General features: G+C 44.2%; 15 protein-coding genes and 1 pseudogene. 1 reads left to right on the top strand and 15 read right to left on the bottom strand.

Going from position 1 to position 21,669, the window contains the following annotated elements; all coding sequences use genetic code 11:
• Window positions 1-6 precede the first annotated feature (6 nt).
• Together AC1DLM_RS00960 and AC1DLM_RS00955 are read right to left on the bottom strand one after the other, a co-directional pair.
• Entirely contained in the window at window positions 7-666 is a 660-nt protein-coding gene (locus tag AC1DLM_RS00960) for an alpha/beta hydrolase (RefSeq protein WP_441987637.1), read from the bottom strand.
• Window positions 667-694: 28 nt separating this feature from the next.
• Window positions 695-1,093 (bottom strand): DoxX family protein, encoded by a 399-nt coding sequence (locus AC1DLM_RS00955; RefSeq protein WP_441987636.1) that lies wholly within the window; start codon window positions 1,091-1,093, stop codon window positions 695-697.
• 147 nt (window positions 1,094-1,240) lie between these two features.
• Here AC1DLM_RS00955 and AC1DLM_RS00950 point away from each other — a divergent pair, with 147 nt between their 5' ends.
• A complete protein-coding gene (locus AC1DLM_RS00950; RefSeq protein WP_441987635.1) occupies window positions 1,241-1,792 on the top strand; it encodes a helix-turn-helix domain-containing protein in 552 nt (183 codons plus the stop codon).
• Window positions 1,793-1,955: 163 nt separating this feature from the next.
• Here the strand turns inward: AC1DLM_RS00950 and AC1DLM_RS00945 are convergent.
• The 13 genes and pseudogenes from AC1DLM_RS00945 to AC1DLM_RS00885 all read right to left on the bottom strand — a co-directional run bounded on the left by AC1DLM_RS00945 (window position 1,956) and on the right by AC1DLM_RS00885 (window position 21,623).
• Window positions 1,956-3,192, bottom strand: a pseudogene (locus tag AC1DLM_RS00945) (MFS transporter).
• Window positions 3,193-3,260: 68 nt separating this feature from the next.
• Window positions 3,261-3,779 carry a spermidine/spermine N(1)-acetyltransferase gene (paiA, locus tag AC1DLM_RS00940; RefSeq protein WP_477568788.1) on the bottom strand — a complete coding sequence of 173 codons (519 nt, stop codon included), beginning with the start codon at window positions 3,777-3,779 and terminating at the stop codon, window positions 3,261-3,263.
• A 26-nt stretch (window positions 3,780-3,805) separates the two neighbouring features.
• Entirely contained in the window at window positions 3,806-4,258 is a 453-nt protein-coding gene (locus AC1DLM_RS00935) for a MarR family winged helix-turn-helix transcriptional regulator (protein ID WP_477568787.1), read from the bottom strand.
• A 244-nt stretch (window positions 4,259-4,502) separates the two neighbouring features.
• The gene (locus AC1DLM_RS00930) at window positions 4,503-4,781 is read right to left on the bottom strand and encodes a DUF5597 domain-containing protein (protein WP_441987839.1); all 279 of its coding nucleotides are present in this window, start codon (window positions 4,779-4,781) and stop codon (window positions 4,503-4,505) included.
• Between the two features lie 2 nt (window positions 4,782-4,783).
• Window positions 4,784-7,432 carry a glycosylhydrolase-like jelly roll fold domain-containing protein gene (locus AC1DLM_RS00925; RefSeq protein ID WP_477568786.1) on the bottom strand — a complete coding sequence of 883 codons (2,649 nt, stop codon included), beginning with the start codon at window positions 7,430-7,432 and terminating at the stop codon, window positions 4,784-4,786.
• A gap of 71 nt (window positions 7,433-7,503) precedes the next feature.
• Window positions 7,504-9,090, bottom strand: a complete 1,587-nt coding sequence (locus tag AC1DLM_RS00920) for a type 2 periplasmic-binding domain-containing protein (RefSeq protein WP_477568785.1) — start codon at window positions 9,088-9,090, stop codon at window positions 7,504-7,506.
• Between the two features lie 67 nt (window positions 9,091-9,157).
• Entirely contained in the window at window positions 9,158-10,027 is an 870-nt protein-coding gene (locus tag AC1DLM_RS00915) for a carbohydrate ABC transporter permease (protein ID WP_477568784.1), read from the bottom strand.
• A gap of 2 nt (window positions 10,028-10,029) precedes the next feature.
• Window positions 10,030-10,926 carry an ABC transporter permease gene (locus AC1DLM_RS00910; RefSeq protein ID WP_477569055.1) on the bottom strand — a complete coding sequence of 299 codons (897 nt, stop codon included), beginning with the start codon at window positions 10,924-10,926 and terminating at the stop codon, window positions 10,030-10,032.
• Between the two features lie 296 nt (window positions 10,927-11,222).
• On the bottom strand, window positions 11,223-12,806 hold the full coding sequence (locus AC1DLM_RS00905; protein ID WP_477568783.1) for a response regulator: 1,584 nt from the start codon (window positions 12,804-12,806) through the stop codon (window positions 11,223-11,225).
• A 30-nt stretch (window positions 12,807-12,836) separates the two neighbouring features.
• A complete protein-coding gene (locus tag AC1DLM_RS00900) occupies window positions 12,837-14,627 on the bottom strand; it encodes a cache domain-containing sensor histidine kinase (RefSeq protein ID WP_477568782.1) in 1,791 nt (596 codons plus the stop codon).
• Window positions 14,628-14,925: 298 nt separating this feature from the next.
• Window positions 14,926-17,232, bottom strand: a complete 2,307-nt coding sequence (locus tag AC1DLM_RS00895) for a glycoside hydrolase family 2 protein (protein ID WP_477568781.1) — start codon at window positions 17,230-17,232, stop codon at window positions 14,926-14,928.
• Entirely contained in the window at window positions 17,229-20,045 is a 2,817-nt protein-coding gene (locus tag AC1DLM_RS00890; RefSeq protein WP_477568780.1) for a family 78 glycoside hydrolase catalytic domain, read from the bottom strand. Before AC1DLM_RS00890 ends, AC1DLM_RS00895 begins: the two co-directional genes overlap by 4 nt.
• Before the next feature lie 18 nt (window positions 20,046-20,063).
• Window positions 20,064-21,623 (bottom strand): glycoside hydrolase family 43 protein, encoded by a 1,560-nt coding sequence (locus tag AC1DLM_RS00885; protein WP_477568779.1) that lies wholly within the window; start codon window positions 21,621-21,623, stop codon window positions 20,064-20,066.
• Window positions 21,624-21,669 lie beyond the last annotated feature (46 nt).

Below are 21,669 nucleotides of genomic sequence, written 5' to 3'. Positions count from 1 at the left end.
CGCTTCTCACTCCTTAATTATAGTCAAACCAGCATCCTGCTTAAGCCAATTCAGAAAATCAAATTGGTTCTCTTCCGAAACGCCGTGGTCGGTAGGATATAATTTAAATGTTAGGCGCGGCGCTTGATCCTTGAAATATGCCGCCGTCTCGTGACCGATCCGAACTGGGAATACGGAATCATACTCGCCATGTGAAATAAATACCGATACATCCTTCACACTTCGCAGCGGATACTCCGACTTCACAAAGTCAGGAACGTACCCGTTCAGGGAAACGATTCCCTTCAGCTCAACTCCCATCGTAAGTGCTAATGTCATCGACAGAATTGCACCTTGGCTAAACCCCAGCAAATACCGTTTGCCTGTATCGATTGGATATTTTTCCGTCGCATAATAAATGAAAGCTTCGAGTTGTTTTGCCGCTTCATCAAACATCTCACGGATGGGATTGCCTAAGCTTTTCAAATCATAATACTGATAACCCGAGCCAAGGAGTAGATTGCCGCGGATGCCGATTATGATGAAATCATCTGCCAACGGAGCGACCAAACCGAACATATTTCTTTCATTAGAGCCCTTGCCGTGCAAGGTAAAGATGACTGGATATTTCTTGTCCGGGTCCATATTGGCCGGTAAATGAATGTCATAGTGATAAGTGGGATTCATAAAAATCCTCCTTCGTTGTAAGTTATGCTCAGCGTTTGTTCATAATAAGACGGTCGACTGAGAGCGTCGATTGCTCACCAACAACCAGATACAACAAAACCAACATAAATCCAAGATCCAATTCATAACCAGCCATTTGCCCATCTCCCAGAAGTCCTACCGAAAGCTTCGTTGTTACAATTGCACCCATTAGCATAATTACAAGCAAGCCAGATACATAACGAGTAAACAATCCCACAATCAGCATAATACCGCCGACAAGTTCAAGTATTGCTACGAAATAAGCTACAAATCCCGGTATACCGATTGAGCTAAACCACGCCTCAACATTGCTGAGTCCCATTTGAAGCTTATCGATTCCATGCATCATAAATATGATTCCTATCACCACACGCATAATGATTGAAATAACTGCTGTTTTCGTCATTCGTAATCTCTCCTCTATAAAATATTAGTAATAAAAAAATAAAGTTTATATAACTAATTTAATGCAAAATACATTGACTTGTCAATATGAAAATTGCTAATATAAAATTATAATTCTTATTACTAATATTTAAGGGGGTGCATGAGGATGGATATCGGCTCAACTATTCGAGCGATTCGGAAGAGAAAAAATATCACCATCGCTCAAATTTGCGAAGAGACCGGCTTGTCACAAGGCTTCATGAGTCAGGTTGAAACTAATAAAACTTCCCCCTCTATAGCAACGTTGGAACATATAGCGCAGGCTTTGAATGTGCCATTAGCTTATTTGCTCCTTAAGAAAGAAGATCGCATGAATATTGTTCGAAAGAATGAACGAAGAACCACAACAAGCGGCTCCGAATTTCTGAAGGTGGAGCACCTGAGCTCTACGAAGAACGTTAGAATGATGCTTGTAGAGCTTCCCCCCGGAGCCTCTACAGGAGATACACCTCATGCACATGAAGGTGAAGAGGTCCATTTAGTTATTAAAGGCAGCATTTACGCAGAGCAGGGAGAGGATGGGGCTGAATTCGGAGAGGGCGATTCGTTCAGTTGGAACGCATGCACACCCCATGTGGTAAGAAATATAGGGGAAGAGACGGCAATCGTACTTATATCCATCTATACAGAAAGTGACAGCGGACGAGACCTTATATAAAAGTGTAAACTAAAAAAACGCCATCGTTTGAGCACAAGCGGCCAAATTGAGGGCGTTTTTTATAGTAGTTACTAATGCAGGGTATACATAATGATTTCAACGCTGGGCCTTGGCATGAACGAATAATAACAAATTATTTTTATTGGCGTTTCGTTTCTATGATTTAGATGACTTCTTTTCTCTTATACAAATGTACGTATAAAATAAGTCCCGTTATTGCACATAATGCTGCACATAATCCAATAAAGCCGTAGCCAGCTTGAAGTCCTCGAAGCAAGCTTGTGGGCGAATCCTCCCCCACCATGTGTTTGACGAGCCCTGTGATTCTCCCAATGAGATAATTGCCTATTACGCTGCCTATTCCCATCAACGTTACCGTGAATGTGATAACTGTATCACTACCCTTCGGATATCTCTTGGCGATAAAAGCCATCACTGTTGGATAAATCATCGCAATGCCTATACCAGAAGCAGCAAACATGAACGCGACACTTTCCCCACCTATTATGGCAACTAGGGTACATAATGCCGAAAACCCTGAAGAAATTATGAGGGATAATACAAACCCTATCCGGTCTGTTAGTGGTCCAATAAATAGCCGGGCCAGTGAGAAGCATAAGAAAAAGATAGACAACATGCCAGAAGCATTAACGGTATCCCAGTCATAAGCTTTTTCTAGAAAGTTAACGAGCCAGCCGCCTACAGCCAATTCTGATACAACTCCAAACGTAAGGACCAGTACCATTAACCATAATACCCGGTCTTTCAACAAGGCTTTTAATGAAATACGGTCTTCATGCGAGACATCATCTACTGGGAATGTACTGAACAACGCAATCATAATCGGGATCACAGACAATAGCAGCATCACCAGGTACATCCCGCGCCAATCCAGTGTGTGGCCTGCAATCGTCACTTTCATAAGGCCAGTTGCGATAAGTGGAGCGACCGTTGAACTTAAGCCGTAAAAGCCATGCGTCATATTCATCATCATGCCCGTGTTTTTCACGAAAATCCGAGCGCTTAGAATAGCCAGGCCAATCTCCAACATCCCATTGCCGATACATTAGGAAATACGATGCTGAGAACAACGTGTAAAAATGAGAGAAATAGATTAGGATGCCGGATACGGCCATAGAGGCGAACGCGGCAACGGTGACCCATTTGATCCCCCATATTTTGGTCAAATATGCTGTAAAGGAACAGGCTATTAAATAACCCAGGGCATTCAAAGATAATAAAGTGCCGAGCTGGGACTCATTCAACATAAAATCGAATTGAATACGTGGCATAGCCGGACCTTTTATATTTTCCGAGAACCCGAAGATGACAAATCCAATAAAAATGGTTGCCAGCTGCATGGCGTAAACTTTATTGAACATGCCTAAACTTTTCTTCATTCTTTGTTTACTCCTAACTTGTTATCTTTTCTGGCATAATACCATTTGTTGAAAGCCATTAAAGAAAGTTATATGAGTAATTTGGTCATTACAAAATCAATTTGTTCTTCATCACCCATATAGAAAGAGTGAGATCCTGTTTGGACAAATCCCATTTTTTCATAGAAAGCAATAGCATTCTCATTCTCTTCCCATACCCCTAGCCAAACTTTCTTCTTATCACGTTCCATTGCAGTATCTATCGCTTTGTTTAGCAAATATTTGCCAAGTCCATGCCCTTGAAACTTGCTTTTTATATAGATCCGCTCAATCTCAAGTGAGTCGTCACCCATCTCTTCAGATTGAGCATCATTGGTGTTGACCTTTAAATACCCTGCAACTTCATCATTCAAATAAACAAAAAAGAATTCCGAAAAGGGATCAGATAATTCTTTTTCTAGCTGTTTTAAGTTATATGCCCTTTCTAGATAAGCTTTCAAACTTTCAGGTGAATTTTGATCCTTAAATGTCTCGGTAAATGTTTCAACACTAATTTCTTGAAGTTTACATAAGTCGTCAAAGATACACTTTTGTAGATGTATTGTCATTCCACTTTGTCGCTCCTTTTTTAAAATCAATAATTCCTCTTGTTTCCCTTTTTTACGAATTCCCAGTCTTTAACAACATTTTCTCTTATTCTCTGAAGAAGAAAAAAAATGCTTTCTACTTCGCTTTCTGATAACCCGTTTAGTGCAACGCTATTAGAATAGTCATGTTCACTTTTTATAAAAGGATACACATTTTCGCCTTTCTCTGTTGGAAAGAGCTTTTTAATTTTTTTGTTCAGTATGTCATCTCTCTTTTCAATAAACCCATTCATTTCGAGTTTTTGAATGGCACGAGCTGCTGTTGTTCGATCTACCTTTACCATTTCAGCTAACTTTTCTTGAATGATTCCTGGGCTTTCACATATCCGTACAAGATACAAAAACTGACCTTTTGTAAGGTCATACTCTTTAAATTCGATATTACTAATTGAATCTAATGCCCTAGCGATCATTCCAATCTCACGAAGGATTTCTTTCATAATTAAGCTCCTTAAACCATTTATTATGTTGCAAATTCAACATAATCAGTAGAGCTATACTACCCCAATTATGTTGCATTTGCAACATAATAACATTCATTAGATCCAAGATATAACAGAAAATATGCAAAAAAGCCCCTATAAAGGGGCGTGGTCAAAAAAAAGGAAAAAACATGTAATCAATGCAGAGCGCACTCGCGATGAAAGAAACTAAAATCTAATGTCCTCCATGCTCCCTCTGAATTTACTCATATTTATACATTTCAACGTTCAGCGCCGATGGTTTATTTTTTATGGAGATCCTACTCGCTTCATCGCCGTTAAGTATACTACTTGTCATCCATACATCCTTATCGAAGGTCCCTTCTTCTATTCTGATATAATCGACCTTAGCGTTCTCACCACGTTTAGGAAGCCACTCTGCCGTGAACCTTATTCCTGCCAAAATAAACTCATCTTCGGATACTTCAATGACAAGTCCACCGGAGATCGGTTTACCTTCTTCTTCTCTTTGGTAACTAATTTTTATTTAATCACCCGAACAGGACCGATAAGTCCGCTTGGTTCCTGCTGCGCATAAGCCGACAAGAAATCAGGGCACTCTTTCACCATCGTATTCGTAACTTCTACGACTAACTTATTTTTACCCTTGTGTATAAGGCCATCGATTGCTAAAGAGTATGGAGGACAAATACGAACACCCGCTTCTTGACCGTTGATCCATACTTGTGCGGTTTCATAGACCTCACCTAACTCTAAATGAAGACCTTGATTCGCCGTATCATGCCACTCAAATTCTGTTTCATAACGGAAGGTTCCCGAAAATCTCGGCAAGCAATCTGCTCCGCTCATATTGGTTAAAGCCACTGTTTCTCCCCATTCCTCAAAATGAGGATATTGTTCCGCCGTAGCAATGAACACCGTCCATTCGCTGTTTATCTCAACTTCCGAACCACCTGCATATTGCGGTGATCGATCATATCCTTCAAGGTCAGTACCATGGATAAGTACGATGGATTCATACGGATGAAGAACAATGTCCACTGTTGCGTTCGCACCGTTCTCCTGCTCTTCATTGATCCTTGTCAGTCGATTGATAAAGGCATCATAAGCATATACATCACCTTTGAGAGGCAAGACAATCTTTCTGCGAATGGTTTGATGCGGATGTTCGTTAAAGAACATAAACACGTCCAAACCATCATGTGCGTATTGGTAATTCCGAAGATAGGGTTCATAAGCGTCAGTCTGAATCTCATAATGTCCATCCACGATAAGCTGTTGTGCCAAATCGTCTAGTGCAACAACTCTTACATGTTGGTGACCAGCAAGCCCAGCTAGTTCAACGGAAACCTCACTGCCTTCACTCGATCGTATCGGCAGCCCACCGACAAAACGTATAGCTAAACCTAGTTCGGCAAACTCAGCCAACCGGCGAATCGCCGCTGCTGGGAGCGCTTCTGCATATGGCACGATAAGGCATGCAAAATCCTCGTTATGAACATGCAGCTTGCTGTCCTTCACGCTTGCTGCTTCCAGAAGTATATCGATAGGCAAGATATCGCAGTCGATCTGATGCTGCATCAATTGCTTCACTGGCTTCTGAAAAAGCATCGCTTCCCCCGACCATTCAGCTTCCGCATGATATACGACAGCCGCAGTGGCTACATGCCTTCCGCCTGAAATCAGGTGACTCATCCGATTCATGTAATGATTTAAATGTTTATAATAGCGGTACTGAGGATTTTTCCCGCCCGCATACATATGCGGTGGACAATCTGGATCCGGATCCTTTTGGGTAAAGGCATGCGGAACAAAATAATTGACGCCGCGGACCAGCATATGGTCTGTCAGCCATTTCATGAGCTTCAAGCCCTCCGCCCAGCCGTACGCCCCATACACTTCACACATCGTCCTGCCTTGCTTCTTCGGATCGAGGTGCCCAAGAGATACCCCAAGCTTGGCAAGCCCGTAGTGGAAAAATTCACTATCCGTATCCCCGCCCGGTTTGCTAAAAGATAGTTCATCAAAGCCGGGAACGATCTGCCAAAGCACCACATCGAGGCCAGACATATCTTGTCCCCACATGGAACGGAAAAAATGTCCAGCTCCTGAGCCAAGTCTGGCATGCACGTTGTTGTCTTCCAGAACATGTCCAATGTATTCGACTCCACGGGCTCTGCACCACTCTCCGATTTGGCTGCAAAAGTTGACCGCGTAGAGATTGCTAACTATATTCATATAGGTGTACCGCACAATTTGTGTCTGTTCTCCTGCGTCATGCCAGAGTAGATGAAGGTGTTTGCGGTAATCTGCGCCTAGCGCACGCTCAAACATTGCTGGCAATTCACTACTCCATGGAAGTGGCACGCCTTTTTTGCCTGGTCTTGAAGTGAAGTCGAAAGTTGTCTTGTCATTGTAAAATCCAGGTTCATCCGAGAAAAAACCAGCAAACGTTTTGCCGAAATCAGCCTTGTATCTTTCATACACAGCCTCATACACCGAATCGAGCAGAATACGAACGGAATCTCGATCCAGCGGGTTCAAATAATCTTCCTGTTGCAGACTGCCGCCATCCTTATTTTCTGTGATAATAAATACGCGCCAATACCCTTCAGGGATATCCCAGTACAGAATACCGTCTTGCACAAGATCCGTGATATCTATACTATCGCTGAGTAAATCTCCACTTGTTGGATGACGGCGGACCGCGATAACGGAGATTAGTTTATTTTTTCCAGTTGCCCGCTCCGGAAGTGAGATCGTTGGTCGAAGTCCACGCATCAACAAGGTATCCAGCAGCAACGATGTGCCTTTGGCAGGGCCGAGCGTATCGATGTAGCGTTCAGCCAAAAACTTGCGATGAAGATCTTCAGGAGCTTCCTTCACCTTGCCTGCCGCATGTCCTGTTGGAAAATGATCATCATCCAGCAACCAAACCTTCATGCCCCGATTTCGAGCCTCATCCATAATAATGTCCATATCCGCCCACCATTTTGGCCCGAGAAAATCCGGATGAGGACGAGCTTCAATGCATACCGCGCCGATGCCTGATTCATGAACACGGGCTATTTCTTCCCGGATCACCTGCTCTTCCTCCCCATGCTGCCAGAGAAAAGGAAGGATGTAATTACGTTCTTGACCTTCAAGCACTTCCCTAAGTCGATTGCTCATGCTAGCCTCCTGTTATTGAAATATCCGCCCGTCTTCGAATCGAAGCAAGGCGGATATTCTTGATCAAACGATTATTTTTTTAATTTCGCATACCATTCTCTCGCGAGCTTCGTTGCTTCTTCGCCGCCTGATTTGTTCCATTTGTCTACAAATTCGTCGAATTTGCTGATCGGATACTGCCCCGTAATAATCTTGCTTGCGTATTCGATATACAAGTTGCGATTTTTGATGTCCGGGAAGCCCTCATAGATGGTAGCCGGCAAGCCATCACCGGCAATGGGCTTGACGTATTTCTGAGCTTCTTGCATATTTTTGACAGTCTGATCAATCTCCCACATGGTGTCTGCCGATGCAGTACTCTTAAGGAGGTCGATCGTAAAGTCAAGTGTCGCCAAACTTGAAGTCGTATTAAATAGCCCAATATTCTCTTGAGTACTCTTGTCCTCCGGAAGTTTCACGGCCTTTCCATCTTTCATCGTATAGTGCATTCCTTCTACACCAAGATAAAGATCTTTCCAAATCTTCTTATCGTACATATTGTTAAGCAGCTTTAATGAGGCCATCAGTTTCGTCTGGTCTTTGTTGTTCTTGACAACCCACTGTGGTTCAATCCTCCTCTTCTGCGTATAAAAGCCCTTATATCCTTGGACTTCCGGTACGGGAAGTATAGAGAACTGGCCCTTCACACCAGTGTTCTTTTGCAAAGCATCCAAATTAAGATTTTGTGTCTCCACCCATTGGAAGTAGTTACCAGCCTTGTCAGAGTTAACCTTACCCTCCCACTTGGACTTGTCGTTAAGAAGAGTTTCCTTATCCAATAATCCATCTTTATATAATTTTGCAGCGAATTCCAAAGCAGCTTTCATATTCGGCGTTACCGCGGAATAAGTCAGTTTACCGTCGTACAAGTCCCAATCCGGGTAACCTTCGAGCATGGCTACACCGTACATAGCAAACAGATGGTCCATCCATCGCGCCTCTTGACGACCGCCGGTCGGAACTTCATCTTTCTGACCGTTTCCATTGGGATCCTTATCTCGAAATGCCTCAAGTACTTTTACATATTCCTCTTGTGTCTTTGGCATCTGTAAGCCCAGCTTATCCAACCAATCCTGACGAATCATGCTAGCGTATCTTCCGTAGTCTACTACCAAAGGAATGTAATAAACTTTGCCCTGACCAGTAGGGTCATTTGCTTTGACAACATTCCAAACATCCTGAGGAATGGCTTGCCATACATTCGGTGCATATTTGGGCAAAAGTTCTGTCAGATCTGCGATAGCACCGTTTTTGGCCAAGGTGGTCTCGGAGCCCCCATAAGGTAGAAACAAATCGGGGGTTTCACCAGCTGCGATCTTCAGGTTCAACTGGTTTAAGTAGTTAGTACCTCCACCCCATTCCACATACGGGTTAATTACGCCCACACCTAACTTTTCCTTCAGAAATGTGTATGTCTTGCTGTCTTTGGTGATGGGCTTGAAGCCGACATTGGTTCCCCATACTTCAATATCAACAGAAGATTCTTTGCTATCAGTAGTTTGGTTCTGAACGGATGATGTAGATCCCGCTGAAGAGTTCGTATTTCCGCTACAGCCAGTTGCAGCAGTTATCGCAAGGATACTTACCACTGATAATAACCCCATCTTTTTAAAATTCATGTATTCTTCCCCCTCAAATCAATATGATATGTTTAAGGCTGTTTGCCTATAAACCGGTATGGGCGTTTTACCCTTTTACAGAACCAATCATGGCTCCTTTGACAAAGTACTTCTGCAGGAAAGGATAGACCAAAACGATTGGAATAATTGCAAAGATAACAGTCGCAGCTCTAAGTGTACGCTCGTTATAGTTCAGATCACCTATTGCAACGGGACCTGCCATAATCGCGTTATCATCGGTAATGAACTGCCGTATCTTAATCTGCAGTGGGAACCAATTCGGATCTTGTAGGAAAAAGAGCGGGTGCTGGAACTGGTTCCACAACACGACACCGTAAAATAGCGCAAGTGTCGCCAATACAGCTTTGGACAGCGGAAGAACAAACTGGAACAGCATTCGGAAATATCCACTGCCCTCAAGGAAGGCCGCCTCCTCCAATTCCTTAGGAAATTCCTTAAAGAAGCTTCTCATAATGATCAGATTAAACGGATTCAATATATGCGGTACGATCAGAACCAGCGGGTTATTATAAAGCCCGATGCCCCGAACTGTTAGAAAGTAAGGTACAATAGGTGCCTTGAAAATCATCGCGATCACCACTCCAACCATAATGACTGGCCCCCACCGAAACTCCGTCTTCGAGAGCGGATACGCGAGCAAAGCAGTCATCAGCAAAGCGAGCACCGTGCCGATTAGCGTCGATCCGAGCGTTAAGAAAAATGCCTTCCATAGGTCGGAGCGATCGATGATATGTCCCCAGGAGGCTAACGTAAATTGCTTCGGCCAAATCGTTACCAGATTCATATCGACAGCGCTCTTGGAGCTAAACGATGTAGAGATCACGGATAAGAGCGGTATGAGAGCTATGATTGACAATAGGATGAGAATAACCGTAATGGAAGCACCGAATGCTTTTTCCCGTTTCGATTCAAACATGTCTACCAGAGCCCCCCATCCGAAAACTTCTTCGATAGCTTATTAAAGATGAATACAAGAATAAATCCGATCACTGACTGAAACAAGCCTACCGCAGTAGCGAAGCTATATTGAGCTTGCTGAATGCCTGCTCGGAACACATAGGTATCGATAATATCTCCAACGTTGTAAGTCATCGGTGTGAGAAGATTAAACACATGATCGAAACCTAGATCCAGGAAGTTACCGATTTCCAATAGAAACAGAATCAGCACAGTAGGCAGCAGAAGCGGAAACGTAATGTGTCGGATTTGCTTGAATTTGGACGCGCCGTCAATCATAGCTGATTCATATAGCTGGGGATCGATAGAGCTAATCGCAGCCATATATACCACAGTGCCCCAGCCTGCATCTCTCCATATGGCAGTGATCACATAAATAGGCCGGAAGTATGCGCTTTCTTGCATGGCAAGCACAGGATCAACACCAAACCACCCCATGACGATATTGAATAATCCGCTGGTAGAAAAGAAGTCAAAGACGATACCGCCAACAATAACCCAAGACAAAAAGTGCGGAATGTACAATGAAGTCTGAATTCCTTTTTTCAGCGTAGACTTTCGAATCTCATTGATCATCAGCGCCAACAGAACGGGTACCGGGAAAACCAAAACGATCTTAAGAAATCCCAACATCAGTGTGTTGCCAAACACCMGGACGAAGTCAGGATGGTGAATCAGGGTCTCAAAATGCTTGAGCCCTACCCAGGGACTATCGATAAATCCTTTGAAAACCGAATAATCCTTAAAGGCGATAACGACACCAGCCAAGGGAATGTATTTAAAAATAAAGAGAAAAATCAACCCCGGAATCGCCATGACATAAAGTGGCCAATATACCTTCATTCGATTAAAAGCCATTGTTTTCAACTTGTTCCCCCCAGTATCTAGTTGCTGAATTCGCTTACACAGTTACTATACATTCTGGCAGAAAAGCTCTCAACGGGACAATTATGTGAAAAAACAGGTCATTTTTAAGGTGCATTGAAAAACCATGTCTTTTGGAGTGTCTGGACTGCCTAAGTACCCAAAAATTCTCCAAATAATAAACTGTGACAACTTCTGGGCAAATAAAAAGATTGCTACTATTCGACCTCCTTAAGCCGATGGTTGCAATCTTTTCCATGTCTAAGCGATGGTTGTCATCAGTCATACATTTAAATTTTAGGAAGATTTTTACGATATTCACTTGGCTTGCAACCTGTTAGCCTCTCAAACAATCGGGCAAAATGCTGCGAATCGGAGTAGCCTACCATTGAGYTGATTTCGTACACTTTCAAATCGGTATTCTCAAGCAATTCTTTCGCTTTGTCGATTCGGATCCCCGTCAAAAAATTCACATAGGTATCACCCGTTTTTTGTTTGAAAAACTGACTTAAATAATGGGGGCTGATGAAAAAGCGTGCGGCTAGATCGGCAAGACTAATCGGCTCATTATAATGAGTCGAAACGTATTCCTTAATCTCGTCGATGATAATCTTCTTCTTGGGTATATTATGCTTCAATTTGAACGAAATAATTCCACGGATAACCTCAATCATCCATTCCTCCAAATGTTCCAGCGTCCGAAACCGCGAGATGCCTTCTAAAGACAGGATATGGCGGCTCAGGAAATCGTTATGCTGCAGCTGCTGAAAAGACAATTTGCGCACGCTCGATAAAAGGATATTTAAGCAATGAAATTGAAGATCTGCCGGACTTATGCTAGCTTGCGCTTCCATCCCACGAAATACCTCTCGAATGGTGTCCACGCATCCCACTTCGTCCATATTGTCGAGACCAGCCTCCAACTTGGCTATCATTTCTTCAGGAACAATGTGACTCCGTCCCGTCAGACTCACGATCTCTTGAAACGGAATCACGGCACCTGCTCMCTTGATAATTTTGTAGCTTAATGCATGACGTGCTTCATCAAAGGATTGGCCGATTTCGAAAGCCTGCTTCTTAAGAGTACCAATTCCTACTGTCATGGACAGGCTTAATTCCCGGTACACTCCCGCCTTCATAACATATATCGCCCGGATCAATTCCTCGTAATTGATGGATCTATCATGGGTAACTACCACGGCCACCTGAGCTCCTGTATAACGAAAACGGTACACTTTCCGGTACTGCCTCAGGGAATTGTCTATTTTAAAATAGAAGGATTGAAGTCCAAATTCCTTCAACGCATCAACATTACCGTCAAATTCAAGCAGAACACATGCGCAGCTTGTCCCTACCGTTGGGATCTGGGCAATCCGAAGAAGCTCTTCCACAAGGTCTGTGTGATCACTTCCGAGATCAAGAATGTCGCGCAAAGCGCTCTCCTGTATCCGGCTGTGAGCCTCTTGCTTTAAATCGTCAACCTCCCGAAGTTTCGCTCTCTCCGTACGAATCGAGTCCATAACCTGATGAATACAGTCACGCAGTTGCTTCTCAATCACAGGTTTATTAATATAAAATTGCACTCCGAGTTGCATGCCTCTTCGAGCGTACTCAAAATCGGCATATCCGCTTAGGAGAATGAATTTAGTTAGACTGCCCTCGTCTTTTAGCATTTTGATCATGTCGAGACCGTCTGCTTGCGGCATTCGAATATCCGTAATGACAATGTCCGGCTGCAGCTTTCGAATTAAATGGGACCCTTCCAAACCGTTATAAGCCTCACCGACAACCTCACATTCCGGAATAGAGCGACCGATCATTTTTTTGAGACCGTTCACAATGCCCTTCTCATCGTCCACCAAGATCAATCTCATCCCAAAGCACCTCTTTTCTATTTTCGCACCTTACTCTCCCTGAACCTTGGGGATTAAAATCTCAACCACCGTTCCGCGATGAACTCCGGAACGAATCGTCAAATAATACCGGTCTCCATATTGAAGTTTAATGCGTTCAGTGATATTTTCGAGGCCTAACCCTTGATTTTTCGGCTGATCGATCTCCTCGAGCTTGTATTTGTCCGACTGCGCATTCTCAAGAGTAGCTAACAGCTGGGCTTGCTTCTCTAAGGACATACCGCTCCCATCGTCTGTAATCCGGATGAGGATATCCCGTTCTTCGGTCCAGACACCTTCAATCTCAATATGCATAGGCCGACTGTAGTCCAAGAAACCATGATTGATGCTGTTCTCCACGATAGGCTGAATTACGAGGGGGATGATATGGCAATGCAGCATCTCCTCGGGAACCCTAATATTTAATTGGAACATATTATCAAATCTGATATTTTGAAGCTGCAAATAATTAGCCGTATACTCCAATTCATGCTTCACCGAATGGTGGCTGCCTTCCTTGCCTAAAGCAAGCCGAAACATGCAGGCCAAAATCGTTATCATATCGGCTGCTTCCTCGTCATCATTCACTAGCGCCTTCATGCGAATCGATTCGAGCGTATTGTAAAGCATATGCGGGTTGATCTGATTCTGGAGCGCAATGAACTTGGCTTGGCGCTGTTTGATCTCCGCGATATACACGTCTTTTATCAAGGAGCGTATCGTTAAAATCATATTGTTGTAACTGTGTACGAGACTTCCAATCTCGTCGCCCGCCTGCTCTTGCTCTATGGGCATATATTGKCCTGCTTCCGCCTGCTTCATGCTTCTGCGGAGCGCTTTAATAGGTCTTGTGATCGTAAAGCTTAATCCAAACGAGATGAGCGTTATGATCAGACTGCTCAACACGATTACGATTACGGTCATTCCTTTGATCTGATTAATTTTCTGCAGCAGTTTTGAGCGCGGGATCTCCGTTTTAATTAACAAATTTCGTTGAGCGGTACTTCCAGATAAAATAATCCGATCGTCGTCTCCGTTATCCTTGAGGTCTCCGATGCCGGATTCGAGAACCTGCTTCCATGACAACTGACCACTGGCCGCGTCGGAATGGTAAACGATTTCACCTTGACGATTACTTATGATGACACTCATACCATACTTATCCCGAGCCAGAACGAATTCATGTTCAAGCTGCAGCAACGCGGATGGATCCAAATCTATGAGAAGGAGGCCCGCGTACGCTCCCCCTGAGTTGAACAGCACCCTTCCTACAGTCACTACGGCCCCCGCCGCTTTATCCTCATAATAGGACCGGTCATGCAACCCTGTAATAAAAAAAGGCTCAGCTGAATTGCGAAGGTGCTTGTACCACTCCTGGGATAACAGCGCTTCCCCATTCACTCTGCTCGTTGCCGCCGAATAATGATAAACGCTGTTATCTCGGCTGACCAGCATCACGGTACTGATTTCCGATTTAAGCATTGTAACTCTCATCAGCATGCTCTGGACGGCAACCCTTTGGTTAACCAGCTCGTTCATGGATAAACTTTGTTCATCTCCGAGGCTGTAAATCAATTTATTGTCAACCAGAACTGACTTCGTGACCTTATCATATTCTTTCACAAATTCATTCAAAGATGTTCTAATTTGGGACGTGTACAAAGCGGCGAATTCCTGAGAGGAGTTCTCAAGGGCAGCTGCCGATTGGTAAAATATAATGGAGCTTACACAGAGCAGAGGGATGAGACAAGCCAGAAGGTAACCTGCCATTAGTTTGTTTTGGAACTTCATGTTTCTTATCATGAGATTTGCCCTTCGTCTCCAACTTTTCCCCATAATTTTTACCCTTCCTTTGCTTAGCTATGTACATGCCTAGAAATCGACGCTACCGAAGTATCTTATGTAAAAAGTGGGTATTCAATTATTCTTGCGTTTCACTGGTGATGTAAATCAGCACATTTTGTATTCGTTCACAACAGAATATACTTTAATAATCTTTAGATATCAAAGGGGCATTTGTACGTTTTTGCAGGGTCATTTTCATGTTTTTTTAAATGCGAAAAAAAGCCGCAATGACCGGCTTTTTTCCGTTACTCTGCTATTACTTGTTCTTGTTAATTCTGGTGAGCTCTCTATTTAGTGCATATAATAGCTTGTCAGTGAAATGTTCAGGTGCCATTTCAGCCAAGGTATCAATCTTAAATCCTTGCGTCATGCTATACGTTGGTCTCTCCCTAAAACTTTCCCCTAAATATTTATTTAAGACCACTTCCGCCTCTTTATTCTCAAAAAGCTCTTTAAACGTGCAACGCGTCGAATAAGCATCGTCCGTGAACTGTAATTCCTCCATCTCTCCATCCAAATCAGGCATTTGGAACCAGTTCGTAACTTCGCCGCCTTTTTCCTCCACAGGAGCTTCATAACTTGGATTCGATTCTTTAACCTTATTAAATTTGGCCATATCTACGTATTGAGCATTATTTCCGGTAGCTACTGCACGTATGTCATTCATGCCTTCAACCAAGGATACATGCTCGAAAATGAAGACCCTATCCGTACTGGTTTTATTTTGAAATTCGCTTCCATTTACATATAGCACTACGTTATCACAGTTTGAATAGACCTTAACGGTAATGTTGCTCTCCGCTCTATCGACAAAGCGCTTACTGGTGATATGAACGAATTTCTCCTCAGACCAATGCGCTTTGTACATATAGAACGCATCCTTCTTGATCTTTCTGTCATAGGAGACAAGCCCCTTGTTGTTCCTTCCCTGGACGCCACCTTCATCTCTAATATTCGCTCCGAAATCAAACATGTTCCATACATACGTGGCCCAAAGATAAGGTCTCTTCTCGAAAGTCTTCCAAACCGTTTCGTGGAACAATGCATGATATTCTTCCGTGTAGTCTTTTACCTTGGGATCCGCACTATGGTATTGGACAATACCTTCTGCCCCGTATTCCGATATACAAAGAGGCACATCGGGGTTAATGCGGTGAAACTTATCAAGCCAAGGTGCAAAATCATCCGCGTGACCGTGATACCAACCATAATATTTATTGTATCCGATCACATCCGTCATACGATTATATTCATCTTCCTCACTGACAAATAAAACATTAGCCATTGTCGTCAGGCGAGTGGGGTCCTCTTTTTTCGTTAAGTCATGCAACTCTTTAACAAGTTTTCTGACCGCTGGTCGTTCACCGCCGATTTGAATTTCGTTCTGTATCCCCCAGAATACGATGGAAGGGTGATTATAGTTCTGCCTGATCAATTCGACCATCTGCTGCTTCGCATTGATCCCTTCTAATTCGTTCTGTGACATAACGGAAATGAAGGGAATCTCAGCCCAGACCACCATACCTTCTTTGTCGCATAAATCATAAAAGTATTGGCTGTGCTGGTAATGGGCTAATCGAATGGAAGATGCTCCGATTTCCCGAATGTAGGCCATATCTTCGACTTGTTCTTGTTCCGTAATCGCCCAGCCCATATCCTTCCTGTCTTGGTGCCTAGATACACCATGCAAAGGAAGATGCTCGCCGTTTAAGAAGAAGCCCTTTTCAGGATCAACATGAAAGTATCTTACGCCAAAAGGAATCGCTACTTCATCGATTGTGTCATTAAAGCTAGTCATCGATAGATTGGCACTGTACATATAGGGATTTTTTCTACCGTTCCAAAGTGTTGGATGGTCAATGACGCAAGGCATCTCTTCTGTTCTGGTTTGTCCTGCAGCCAGTATAACTTCCTTGGAAGCATAGGTTACACGATGATGATCAGCATCAAAAATATCTGCCCACAGTCGAACTTTCTTCTCTTCATTACTGTCATTTACAAGATTTGCTCTAATGTTTAGTTGGGCTCTTTCTTTTGATACCTTCTCCTGAACAATATAAACACCCTGTGAACCATGGTCCATCAAATCGAAATGAACAGGATTCGTGACCACCACTTTCACATCGCGATAAATCCCCCCGTAGAAGGTAAAGTCTGCTTTCTGAGGATACACGTCATCCACAACTCGATTGTCCACTTTTACGGCAATTACATTTGTAGCTCCATGTTTAACCATGTCTGTCATATCAAACCTGAACGTGGAGTACCCGCCTTTGTGCTGCCCCACATGCTGACCATTTACGTAGACATCCGTAATACTGTTAGAACCATTGAATTCAATCAACAACTTACTTCCCTCGTAAGACGGCTCAACCACAAAAGCCTTTCTGTACCAACAAGCACCTTGATAATATTCGTATCCATTCGCCCCATCGATCGCATTCCAGGTATGGGGAATATTCACCGTATGCCAATGATCATCCTTGTACAATTCGCTTGCAGCGTGTTCTTCGTCCCCACGAATAAATCGCCAAGTCTCGTTAATCTCTATACTTTTTCTCATTGTGCAGCCACTCTCCCTATCAAAATTGTAAACTGATATTCGCCGCTTCCTGCCGTACATACAATTCGGCCATCTTCATACCGGGCATCTGGGAATTCGGTGAATACTTGCTTAAGATCGTCTTGATTGCCTGGAAGCATGATCGTCGCCGTCGTATTCGCTGGTATCTCGAAACGATAGGTTACAGCCTGATTCGTCTTTTCCCATCTAGATGCAATGGTTCCATAGAGGGACGCATACGTCGCGGATGCATGCGTCAGCGTTCCTCCAACCATGGGTTTCAATATGAAATGCTTGTAGCCTGGTTTCTCCCATACAGGACGTATTCCGGCTATGCCCGCAAATAGAAAATCGCATACAGCCCCATACGAATAATGATTCAATGATCCTGATAGTTCACCGTCAGGCTTAATTCCTTTCCAACTCTCCCATATCGTTGTCGCACCATTGCTGACGGCGTACAGCCACGAAGGACACGAGTCCTGCTCTAACAATCGGAAAGCGATATCAGCATGACCGTAATCCGCCAACACCTGAAGGATGAAAGGTGTCGATAGGAAGCCAGTGTTCAAGTGATAATCCTGTTCAACAACCAACTGCGCCAGCCTGTCGGCGACTGCTTGTTTTTTATCTTCATACGCCAAATCAAATGCTAGCGTACGAACATTAGGTGCCTGCCTGCCTTCCAATATAGAGCCATCAGCTTTAATAAAATACTGATTATATACGTGTCTAATTTTCTCATAAAGTGCCTGGTACTTGGCTTCTTCCTCTGCCTTCCCCAACACAGATGCTATTTCAGCCAACAATCGGGTGGAATAAGCATAGTAGGCGGTTGATACATCTGGATGGTTTCCTTTGGTTTTGCTCAAAACAGCCATGAGATCACTGAACTCTGTATCCGTTTCAAGCCACTCTCCCCAATGGAACCTTGTATCCCAGATGTAATCAGCATCACGTTCTCCATCTGTATAATTTTGATAAGCAGGCGTATCTTGGTATAGCTCATTCGCATTCTTCGCGCTAGTATCCATGTAATCGACCCATGCCTTCGCTGAGTCAAACTGCCTCTCTAAGATAGTCTTGTCTCCATAACATAGATACATTGTCCATGGAATGATAACAGCCGCATCGCCCCAGCCTGCAGAACCATCAAGAATACTGGCAGTTCCGGGTTTGGGCCTGCGCATGCCCACCATCGGGTTTTTATTTTGCTCCATGAATCTTTGCCATTCCTCCATGCTGTGATGCCCGATAACAGTTGGCACTGTGCTGCCGACCGAACCGTCAGCAAATTGTTCCGCTGCAACGTCGGCCATCCACTTTTCAAAGAATGGATACACGTTCATGAAATCAGAAGCCGTTCGACAGAATACTTGGGCGTCCCCTGTCCATCCCGCTCTTTCCCGGGTTGGGCAATCGGTCGGCACCTCCATAAAGTTGCCCTTCTGGCTCCATTTGGAGTTAGCTACCAACTTTGTGATTAATGGATTTGAACAGGTGAAATCACCCGTTTCGTCCAAGTCGGAATACACGGCCACTGCTGTAAAATTCTCAGGTGTTAGTTCTCCCGAATAATTCTTAACGAGAACATAGCGAAAGCCGAAGATCGAAAACCGTGGACAGTAGCGCTCTTCACCATTACCAGCCATAATGTAACGAACCTCTTGGAAATCCTCCAATGTTCCATGATCTGAGAGATTTTGCAAGGTAAAGTTTCCATGCTTATCTAAGGCTTCCCCATGGACTAGAATAATCTCAGTTCCTGCATCGCCTTGAACCTTCATGTCAACCCAACCTGCGATATTTTGGCCAAAATCGAGAATCGTCTCGCCATTTGGTGTTCGGATTACTTGTGGCGCAAATCTTTCTTTCTGTTTTACCGGTACGCTTCGGGTAGCAATCAAATTGTCGAAACCATCCTCAGCTGCGAGTTGGACAGGATCCCAAGTCGAATCGTCATAAAAAGGTTGATTCCATCCCTCTACATTAATTCGGGCATCATAAAGATCTCCGGCTTTCATATCCGATTTCAACAAAGGACCATGGGAAGTCTTAAAAGAGCCGTCACTGCCGATGATCTCGCGGCTTCCATCTTCGTAGTCCAACATGAGTTGCCCCAGAAAAGCTACTTTATAGCCAAAATTGTTCTTTAAACTTGCTCCACCCGTAGTCCCTCTCCACCAGCCATCCCCGAGAATGACACCTAGCGCATTGGTACCTTCGAGCATGAATGAAGTTACATCGTAAACTTGGTATTGCAAGCGCTTGTAATAGGAAGTGAACCCGGGCGTGAACAGTTGATCCGTACCCTCGATTCCGTTCAGATAAAAGCTGTACAACCCTTTCGATGTCAGGCAAGCTCTAGCCGATTGGAGCCCTTTCTTTACCGTGAATTCCTTCCGGATATACGGAGCCGGCTTATAGGCGTGAATATCCACTTCTTTCTCCGGTTCAATCCAACGAGCCTTCCAATCCGAAGCGTTCAACAATCCAGTTTCAAAGAAAACAGGATCACTGAACGGTGACTCCTCTTCCTGATTACTCCAAACTTTAACTCTCCAATAGATCCGTTCAAGCGATTTTAATTCCTGACCCTCATACAGAATACCCTGCGATTGGTCCGTCTCAACCTTACCGCTGTCCCAAATCATGTTAGTGAAGCTCTCGGTTGCAGATGCTTGCACTTGATATCCGGTTTGTATGACGTTCCTGCCTTCACATCGGTGCTGCCAGCCTAGACGCGGCTTTTCCGTATCCAATCCCAAGGGATTTTCCAAATACTCCGTTCGCAATGATACTGCTTTCAACATTTCGGTAACCTCCCAAAGCTAAGATTGATAATTAGGTGTATATTGAAACCAATCGAATAAGGCAGGAGCTTCGCATGGTTTGCCATTGCCCGTCGCATACAATCCGAAAAACACACCTGTAAAGCCGCCAGCTACCTCGGTGGAGATAAGCGAGCACTCCCCCGTACCGAAAGCCTTACGTTCTCCATTCGGTATTGCGTAGAAAAATGAATACTGGAAAGGTTCTGCATCCAAACCGAGAATGATGTCCGAGCCTTCAAACTCTTCTTCCAGCTCCACTTTCCAAAGTGATCCGATTCGCCTGCGAAAGATTACTTGGCGACGTCCTTCAACCCCACAAGTAAGTGCTATTTCATAATGGAACCGCTCATTCATATAAACCGTAAGCCCAGCTTCATCGCCTTCCTGTAAAGGATCAAATGACATTAGCGTAGAAACGCTGCATCGAAAATGCTGCTGTCTCCGTCCGATAAATGCCGGAGAACCGATATCATTTAAGGTCAATGCTGAGCCTTGAAGTGTCAACCAACCCGGTCTTTTTTCCAGTGACCAGTCTTCATCACGTGGATTTCTTAAGAAGTTCCACTCCAGCTGGAGTCGGTTGGTATTAAAATCATCAATTTCAGTCATTGGTGTCTCATCGACTACAAGTGGAAGTGTTCCCGCATCCATCTTCTCAGCAATCCTACCGCCTACCCCGATCACAGGCCATCCATCCTCTGACCAGGTAACCGGGGCTAGGAAGGTCTCACGCCCCAAATGATGGTGCCGCCCGCTAAACGGAACGGATACGGGACGAATCCCTAGGAAAACGGCCCACCAGTTACCATCCTCCAGTTGAACGAGATCTGCGTGGCCCGTTGCCTGGATGGAACTCCCCGAACTTCGGTGGGTCAGGATGGGATTGTCAGGATTGCTTTCGAACGGTCCGTATGGCGAGTCGCTCCTTGCGATCGTAGTCATATGACCATACTCAGTTCCTCCCTCTGCAATCATCAAGTAATACTTCCCGTTTATTCGATACAGATGCGGGCCTTCCGCCGATTTACCGCCTGTGCCTTGCCAGATGAGACGCCGTTCCGATAACAACTTCCCTGACTCTAGGTCGATTTCTGCTTGATAGATCCCMTTCGGCTCGTCCCCGAAGAAACCGCCGGTTCCTGTAATGTAAACACGCCCATCTTCATCGAAAAATAAGGACGGATCCACGCTCGGCCAATCCGGCCAAACCGGCTCAGACCATGGTCCTTCAGGACTTTCAGCCCATACGTAGAAATTGCGAAACATTTTAACATTCGTTGTAATCATATAAAAACGGCCGTTATGGAAGCGAATGGTTGGCGCATAGATGCCCATTGAGCTTCTGCAGCCTTCCAGATCCAACTGGCTTTGGCGGGTAAGGCAATGTCCGATTTGTTTCCAGTGGACGAGATCGCGGCTATGAAAGATCGGCACTCCCGGGAAGTATTCAAAAGAACTTGTAACCAGATAAAAGTCTGCTCCTACCCGACAAACACTTGGGTCAGGATGAAAGCCGGGAATTACCGGGTTTGAATATTGAATCGTCGAATCAACCATGCTATCGCCCTTTCTTTGTTTAAATCTCTACTAACATCTTAATGTC

The sequence above is a fragment of the Paenibacillus sp. 01T442 genome (assembly GCF_056398345.1).
The sequence above is the reverse complement of the archived record's forward strand: the minus strand, read 5'-3'. Positions and strand labels throughout refer to the sequence as shown.

What these genes read in the sequence shown, in the direction of transcription:
- AC1DLM_RS00895 (WP_477568781.1), bottom strand. Translation starts at nt 17,232, where the DNA reads ATGAGAAAAAGTATAGAGATTAACGAGACTTGGCGATTTATTCGTGGG.
- AC1DLM_RS00890 (WP_477568780.1), bottom strand. Translation starts at nt 20,045, where the DNA reads ATGTTGAAAGCAGTATCATTGCGAACGGAGTATTTGGAAAATCCCTTG.
- AC1DLM_RS00960 (WP_441987637.1), bottom strand. Translation starts at nt 666, where the DNA reads ATGAATCCCACTTATCACTATGACATTCATTTACCGGCCAATATGGAC.
- AC1DLM_RS00920 (WP_477568785.1), bottom strand. Translation starts at nt 9,090, where the DNA reads ATGAATTTTAAAAAGATGGGGTTATTATCAGTGGTAAGTATCCTTGCG.
- AC1DLM_RS00955 (WP_441987636.1), bottom strand. Translation starts at nt 1,093, where the DNA reads ATGACGAAAACAGCAGTTATTTCAATCATTATGCGTGTGGTGATAGGA.
- AC1DLM_RS00935 (WP_477568787.1), bottom strand. Translation starts at nt 4,258, where the DNA reads ATGAAAGAAATCCTTCGTGAGATTGGAATGATCGCTAGGGCATTAGAT.
- AC1DLM_RS00925 (WP_477568786.1), bottom strand. Translation starts at nt 7,432, where the DNA reads ATGAGCAATCGACTTAGGGAAGTGCTTGAAGGTCAAGAACGTAATTAC.
- AC1DLM_RS00915 (WP_477568784.1), bottom strand. Translation starts at nt 10,027, where the DNA reads ATGTTTGAATCGAAACGGGAAAAAGCATTCGGTGCTTCCATTACGGTT.
- paiA (WP_477568788.1), bottom strand. Translation starts at nt 3,779, where the DNA reads ATGACAATACATCTACAAAAGTGTATCTTTGACGACTTATGTAAACTT.
- AC1DLM_RS00950 (WP_441987635.1), top strand. Translation starts at nt 1,241, where the DNA reads ATGGATATCGGCTCAACTATTCGAGCGATTCGGAAGAGAAAAAATATC.